General features: G+C 37.7%; 8 protein-coding genes and 1 other RNA gene. 1 reads left to right on the top strand and 8 read right to left on the bottom strand.

Translation table 11 applies throughout. The annotated features are described in order from the left end of the window. Positions 1-479 precede the first annotated feature (479 nt). The 7 genes from DES48_RS07625 to tadA all read right to left on the bottom strand — a co-directional run bounded on the left by DES48_RS07625 (position 480) and on the right by tadA (position 4,698). The gene (locus DES48_RS07625; protein WP_079710028.1) at positions 480-746 is read right to left on the bottom strand and encodes a pro-sigmaK processing inhibitor BofA family protein; all 267 of its coding nucleotides are present in this window, start codon (positions 744-746) and stop codon (positions 480-482) included. 66 nt (positions 747-812) lie between these two features. After that, positions 813-1,025: a YaaL family protein gene (locus DES48_RS07620; protein WP_113868183.1), complete on the bottom strand. Its 213-nt coding sequence runs from the start codon at positions 1,023-1,025 to the stop codon at positions 813-815. Positions 1,026-1,040: 15 nt separating this feature from the next. Next, positions 1,041-1,637 carry a recombination mediator RecR gene (gene recR / locus DES48_RS07615; protein ID WP_079710030.1) on the bottom strand — a complete coding sequence of 199 codons (597 nt, stop codon included), beginning with the start codon at positions 1,635-1,637 and terminating at the stop codon, positions 1,041-1,043. Between the two features lie 11 nt (positions 1,638-1,648). Then, on the bottom strand, positions 1,649-1,972 hold the full coding sequence (locus tag DES48_RS07610) for a YbaB/EbfC family nucleoid-associated protein (protein ID WP_113868181.1): 324 nt from the start codon (positions 1,970-1,972) through the stop codon (positions 1,649-1,651). Positions 1,973-1,996: 24 nt separating this feature from the next. Beyond that, complete coding sequence (dnaX, locus tag DES48_RS07605) at positions 1,997-3,706, bottom strand: DNA polymerase III subunit gamma/tau (protein WP_113868179.1); 1,710 nt, start codon at positions 3,704-3,706, stop codon at positions 1,997-1,999. A 151-nt stretch (positions 3,707-3,857) separates the two neighbouring features. Beyond that, positions 3,858-4,122: signal recognition particle sRNA large type (gene ffs / locus DES48_RS07600), an RNA gene on the bottom strand. Positions 4,123-4,209: 87 nt separating this feature from the next. Then, a complete protein-coding gene (tadA, locus tag DES48_RS07595; protein WP_113868176.1) occupies positions 4,210-4,698 on the bottom strand; it encodes a tRNA adenosine(34) deaminase TadA in 489 nt (162 codons plus the stop codon). 156 nt (positions 4,699-4,854) lie between these two features. Between tadA and DES48_RS07590 the strand changes: the two genes are divergently transcribed. Further along, the gene (locus DES48_RS07590; RefSeq protein ID WP_113868175.1) at positions 4,855-6,144 is read left to right on the top strand and encodes a glycoside hydrolase family 18 protein; all 1,290 of its coding nucleotides are present in this window, start codon (positions 4,855-4,857) and stop codon (positions 6,142-6,144) included. Positions 6,145-6,192: 48 nt separating this feature from the next. On the opposite strand, the gene DES48_RS07585 is transcribed toward DES48_RS07590, so the two are convergent. Further along, positions 6,193-6,708, bottom strand: a complete 516-nt coding sequence (locus tag DES48_RS07585) for a type 1 glutamine amidotransferase domain-containing protein (RefSeq protein ID WP_113868173.1) — start codon at positions 6,706-6,708, stop codon at positions 6,193-6,195. Between the last annotated feature and the right edge of the window lie 128 nt (positions 6,709-6,836).

The following is a 6,836-nucleotide window of genomic DNA, read 5'->3' as shown; positions in this document are numbered from 1 at the left end:
ACCTAATGTGCTTTTATGAGATGTCTTTACTCATAACTTGACTAGCATGTTACTTCTTACCATATTGGTTGTTTTGTTCAGTTTTCAAAGATCAAAAAACATTGCGTTGTTTTATCGACAACTTCTATATTGTAACACTTAACTTAATCAAAAGTCAATATGTTTTTCAAAAAGTGTTTTTCAAGAAAACAACTGCTGTTCAAATCGACAGCTAATAAATTATATAATGTATTCAAAAAAAAATCAATAGTTATTTTCAAAAAAGTAAAAATTAATTAATTCTTGAACAGTTGCCTTTTGAAGAGCAACGTTTGTAACTATAGCATGCTTATTCATAGGTTGTAAAGGATTAATTTAAAAAAACTATTGAAAAAGTGATGAAACCTTTTGGAGAAAGTTCTAATTGTCTAACCTCACAAGCACGAACTCCCAATTGTTAAACATATAAAAAAGAAGCCCTCTATATAGAAAGACTTCTTTTAATTGAATATAAATAAATGTAATGCTGTGAGTGATGCAAAACCTGGGATTCCTAAAAAACCAATCATCGCAGCAGTGAAAAAATTTATCGGTAAGTGCAATCCAATCGAAGCACCAAAAATATTAACAAAGAACAAGCACAAGACACCTATCACTAGTTTGACAGTTCCATGCATAAGCCAGCGCATGGGCTTTAATGGGGCACCTACTACTAACAGTAATACAATTAATGCTATGATCCCGATAATTACAAAAGATGCATTCATATTCCTTCCTCCCTTCCACGTTCTCCATACAAACTTATGAAAAGAGGAAGAAAATTAGAACAAGCTTTAACGGGCGCTAACTCCACGGTGTCTTGCTTCGCGTAATAAATAAAAATACTTAGCTTCTGCTACTTTCAATTCATATAAACCGAATTCACTAGGTTCTACACTTCGATCAATTATATCTTTTATTTTCATCCACTCATTTTTTAAACGAAAAATCTCTTGTAGAAGATTTTGATCGACATGCTGTTTTTTTATTTTTTTACGAAAAGGCATTCACTGACATCTCCTTTATAATTCTCGCCTTCCCTCCATCGCTTTGGATAATGTTACTTCATCAGCATACTCAAGGTCGCCACCCATTGGTAATCCATGAGCGATTCGTGTGATTCGAATACCAGAAGGTTTAACTAAACGAGAGATATACATTGCCGTTGCTTCTCCTTCGATATTAGGGTTCGTTGCAAGAATTAATTCTTCTACTTCTTCATCTTTTAATCGATTTAACAAGGTAGGCACATTGATATCCTCTGGGCCTATTCCATCCATAGGAGAAATAGCGCCATGCAGTACGTGATAGCGGCCACTAAATTCTTTCATCTTTTCCATCGCAATTACATCTTTAGGATCTTGGACGACACAGATAACGGAGCTATCTCTTGTTTCATCTTGGCAAATGGAGCAAGGATCCTGATCAGTAATATGACCACATATGCTACAGTGCGTTAGCTCTCTCTTCGCACTCACTAACGCCTTACTAAAATCAAGTACATCGTCTTCTTTCATATTTAGTACAAAAAAAGCCAGTCGAACCGCAGTTTTCGGTCCGATCCCTGGCAATTTAGTAAAGCTATCAATTAGCTTTGAAATCGGTTCTGGATAATACACAATACTACCTCCTAGAACATACCTCCGGGTAAATTCATTCCTTTTGTGAACTGTCCCATTGTGTCATTTGATTTATCATCTACTTGTTTTAACACATCGTTTGTTGCAGTAATAATTAAGTCTTGTAACATTTCAACATCATCGGGATCAACAACTTCTTCATTAATTTCAATACCTGTAATTACTTTGCTTCCGTTAGCTACAACTTTGACCATACCACCACCTGCTGTTGCCTCAAATGTCATTTCTTGCAATTCTTCCTGTGCTTTCATCATATCTTTTTGCATTTTCTGCATTTGTTTCATCATTTTGTTCATGTTTCCTCCACCACGCATGGTAATTCCTCCTTAAAATAATAACTAATCTTCATGTATTTCTAATAAATCATCGCCAACAAGCTTTCGTGCCTCTTCCACTAGTGGATCTTTTTCTTCCTCCACTTGCTCTTGTTCATCAGAATCTTCACTTTGCTGTTGTCGTTGTTTCTGAACATACTCTTGCCTAACCTCCAACCAGTTTGCTTCTGGTATTGGAATGATTGTCACTTGTTTTCCAACAATACTTGATAATAGTGATTCTATCGTTTGTTGGTGGTCTAAAGCAAGTGAACAGTGTATTTCATATTTAAAAGCTAATATTAAAGCATCCGATGAAGCGGCACTCGGTTTACTGTCTTGGACAGTTGCATGTGCTGGGGCATTTTGCTTTTTAAGCTGTTGCATAAAAGTTGCCCATTGTGATTGAATTTGTTTCAAATCCGTCTTTGAAGCATGTTCCAATACCTGTCTAATACGCTCATAAGGTACTTTGAACCGACTTTTTGTTGACGGTTGTTTGCGCTTCGGTTCCGATTGTCTGTTTTCTTGCGCTTCTTGCACTGGTTTGTTTTGTTTTAGATCTGCTAATTCTTTTGCCAACCGCTCCACTTGTTGGGTAAGTACGTTTACAGATTCAGAAGTCATCGTGTTAACTACCTCTGGTGATTGAGCTTTGTTTTCAGTTAATTTTAGTACCGTAATTTCTAAAAACACTTTTGGGCTATTCGTCCATTTCATTTCTTGCTGACAATTATTTAATGCACTGATCGCTTCTTGAATCCAAATCGAGTCTAGTGTACTGGCTAGCTGTTGAAAAGAATCACTGACCATCGCTCGTTCCAATACATCTAATTCTGGTGCACTTTGATAAAGTAACACATCACGTAAAAAGTAGATGGCATCATACACAAAGCGCCCTGGATCTTTTCCTGATTGAATAAAATCATCTACTAGTTGTAATCCCTGATGCGCATCTTTATTGTACAAAGCTTGCATCATTTCCGTTAGTTTCTCTTGTGACACAGAGCCCGTGACTGCCAGTACATCTTCTAACTCGACTTGTTCCTCACTATAGGATATTGCTTGGTCTAGTAAGCTTAGCGCATCACGCATACCGCCTTCAGCGGCCAATGCTACTGCATGCAGCGCATCTTTTGTAACAGAAATGTGTTCTTTTTCAACAATTGTTTCCATTCTACCAATAATATCATGTTGAGTAATACGTTTAAAATCAAATCGTTGGCACCTAGAAATAATCGTTAGTGGTATTTTATGTGGTTCTGTCGTTGCTAATATAAAGATGACATGTTTTGGCGGTTCTTCTAATGTCTTTAATAATGCATTAAACGCACCAATGGACAACATATGAACTTCGTCAATAATGTACACTTTATATTTAACAGCGCTCGGGGCATATTTTACTTTATCACGGATATCCCGGATTTGTTCTACACCATTATTTGACGCTGCGTCAATTTCAATGACATCAGAAATAGAACCATCTTGAATCCCCAGGCAAGCATCACATTGGTTACATGGTTCAGCTACTGGAGCTTGTCTACAGTTGATGGTTTTCGCAAATAATTTAGCTGCACTTGTTTTACCAGTCCCTCGTGGTCCGGAAAACAAGTAGGCATGGGAAAACTTCTCTTGTAAAATAGCGTTTTGAAGTGTTCGTGTAATATGTGATTGCCCGACAACATCAATAAAACTTTTGGGGCGCCACACACGATACAGTGCTTGATAGCTCATTTACGCATGATCCTCTCTTGGGAATTCCTCTCTATTATAACTGAACAGTAACGATAATGTGAACAATACGGAAAAAATACATGTGCATTTTTTATAAAGTTAGAAAAACCTCTTACGCCTATGGTAAGAGGTTTGATTATGTATGGTAACGCCGTGCACCCGTCGTCGATGCAATAGCTCCAAGCGTTACATAAGTTCATGGCTCAGTTCAGGTTGCTCTGCGGCACACGAGAAATACCGCTTACTGCTGCTTCCTTCCGGACCTGACAGGATTCACGGGTTCCCGTTGCGCAGGACCCGAACGTCAACACCAATTCCTTATGGCAGACCTTAAAGCTATCCACCTCAGACGGGAATTCCGTCTCGCTATAGCGGATTGCGAGTATAGGGCACCGCTACCTCCCCACCTAGCACGGCAAATTGGATAACTTATTTATATACGCTATTGAAGCGCATTTCCTAGTATAGCTATATTTCATGAAAAATGCAAGCCTTTACCGATGTTAATTTTTGTAATTTTTATTTGAATTTAGTTGCGTTTTCTTTTGCCGTAATTGTCTAAAAAAAGTAGTTAATAATGTGCCACATGCTTCTTCTAATACTCCACCAGCAACTTCAACTTGATGGTTAAATCGATCATCTTGCAATAAATTCATGATGGAACCTGCGCAACCAGCTTTTGGATCATAAGCACCAAACACGACTCGAGGAATACGCGATTGGACAATGGCACCAGCACACATTGGACATGGTTCTAGCGTGACATATAAAGTACATTCTTCTAAGCGCCAACTACCGATTTGCTCGTTTGCTTTATCAATCACGAGCATTTCAGCGTGAGAAGCAGTTGTTTGCAAACTCTCTCTTAAATTAAACGCTTGGGCAATGACCTTATCTTCGTACACAAGCACAGCTCCAATCGGAACTTCTCCTAATTGATTTGCTTTGTTTGCTTCGGCTAACGCTAATTCCATAAAATCTTTGTCTGTCATAACATTTGTCTCCTTAGGTTGTAACGATACATCATTAATAGTTATAAACCTAAAAATATTGTACCAAATCACGTCAATAAAAAGAAACATTCATGTTCATTATTAACTACGCATAAAGTAATAAAGGTAAAAATTTCGAAAAGGAGGAAACTTACTTTGCAAATTCATGTCGTACAAACAGGGGATTCGCTTTATTCCATTGCAAACACATACGGTACTACTTATCAAGCATTAGTAGATGCGAATGAACTGGATAACCCAAATCAACTTGTTGTCGGTCAATCCCTTGTCATCCCCATTATTGGCCAATTTTATTATGTGCAACCTGGGGATACCTTATATAGTATTGCCCAATCTTTTGGCTTGGACTATCAACGATTAGCAACTATTAATAATATCGACCCAAACGGTACCCTTTCTGTGGGGTTACGTTTATATATTCCTCAATTACCTCAGCCAACTATTGAGTCCAATGCTTATATTGAACCACTTGGAGGTAGCGTTTCAGAAACATTAGTTAATGCAGCAAAAAAAGCTGCGCCTTACTTAACTTACTTAGCTCCATTTAATTATCGTGTAAATCGTGACGGCACCCTCATTCCACCACCATTAGATGATTTTCCTACTATTGCTGCGAATAACGGTGCCACACTCATGCTTGTCGTGACTAACTTAGAAGAAGGGGCATTTAGTGCGGAACTTGGAAATCTAATTGTTACGGATGAAACTGTTCAAAACACATTACTAGATAACATTATCCAAACCGCTAAAACAGGCGGTTTTAGAGATGTTCACTTTGATTTTGAATACTTACCAGTTACCGCAAGAGAGTCCTATAATAATTTTTTACGGAAAGCAAAAAATCGCTTAGCCCAAGAAAACTTATTAATGTCTACAGCATTAGCTCCCAAAACCAGTAGTGAACAAAAAGGGGAATGGTATGAAGCACATGATTACGCGGCACATGGGGAGATAGCGGACTTTGTTGTGCTAATGACTTACGAATGGGGATACAGTGGCGGTCCACCATTAGCCGTTTCTCCATTAGATAAAGTTCGGGAAGTAGTCGAATATGCGTTAACCGAAATGCCTGCTAGCAAAATCATGCTTGGGCAAAATCTTTATGGCTATGATTGGACGCTACCTTATGAACCAGGTGGAGAATACGCGCGTGCTGTGAGTCCACAGCAAGCGATTATTTTAGCACGAGATAATAATGTAGCAATTGAGTATGACCAACAAGCACAAGCACCCTACTTTTTTTACACCGATGCAGACGGAAATAACCATGAAGTTTGGTTTGAAGATGCACGATCGATTCAAGCAAAATTTGATTTAATTAAGGAATTGAATTTACGAGGAATTAGCTATTGGAAACTGGGGTTAGCTTTTCCCCAAAATTGGCTCTTACTAGAGGATAACTTTACAATTAAAAAACGAGCATAAACAAGAGAAAACTCGCTCTAACATTTGTTAAAGCGAGTTTTTTATCTATTACTGAGCCAGTAAGTTAAGCATTTCTTTATTGAATGCCGGAATGTCATCTGGCATACGACTAGTTACTAATTGGTTTTGGCAAACAACCACTTCTTGATCTTTTACATTTGCTTTGGCATATTCCATATCTACCCTAATCGACTTAAAACCAGTTGCTGTTCGACCTTCTAGTGCTTTAGCTGTAATTAATAGTTGTGGTCCGTGACAGATCGCAAATACGGGTTTTTTCTCATCCATAAATGTTTTTGCGAAGGAAACAAAGCGATCATCTCCACGTAACTGGTCAGGAGAAAAACCCCCAGGAATTAATAAGGCATCAAAATCATTTGGGCTTACATCATCAATTGCTTTATCAATGGTAACTTTAGTATTACCTTGTTTTCCTGTAACTGTTTTTCCATGTTCTTTCTCAATAGTTACTACTTCATGGCCTGCGTCTTGTAATGCTTTCGCAGGATCCGTATATTCAACATCTTCAAAATAATCTGTTATGACACATGCTACTTTACTCATTACAAATCCGCTCCTTTTAATAGTTTTACCAATTATTTGTTCTATAGATCATTTACCCACACACAATAACGTTAAACATTCTCTTTATTAAGAAACATTTACTTGACCATAATTGATTACTAATATAT

The sequence above is a fragment of the Paraliobacillus ryukyuensis genome (assembly GCF_003315295.1).
Lineage (GTDB): Bacteria > Bacillota > Bacilli > Bacillales > Amphibacillaceae > Paraliobacillus > Paraliobacillus ryukyuensis.
This window is presented reverse-complemented; position numbering and strand designations above follow the sequence as displayed.

Excerpts from the sequence above, each read along its gene's own strand:
- dnaX (WP_113868179.1), bottom strand. The coding sequence starts at position 3,706 with ATGAGCTATCAAGCACTGTATCGTGTGTGGCGCCCCAAAAGTTTTATT.
- DES48_RS07625 (WP_079710028.1), bottom strand. The coding sequence starts at position 746 with ATGAATGCATCTTTTGTAATTATCGGGATCATAGCATTAATTGTATTA.
- DES48_RS07610 (WP_113868181.1), bottom strand. The coding sequence starts at position 1,972 with ATGCGTGGTGGAGGAAACATGAACAAAATGATGAAACAAATGCAGAAA.
- tadA (WP_113868176.1), bottom strand. The coding sequence starts at position 4,698 with ATGACAGACAAAGATTTTATGGAATTAGCGTTAGCCGAAGCAAACAAA.
- DES48_RS07620 (WP_113868183.1), bottom strand. The coding sequence starts at position 1,025 with ATGCCTTTTCGTAAAAAAATAAAAAAACAGCATGTCGATCAAAATCTT.
- DES48_RS07585 (WP_113868173.1), bottom strand. The coding sequence starts at position 6,708 with ATGAGTAAAGTAGCATGTGTCATAACAGATTATTTTGAAGATGTTGAA.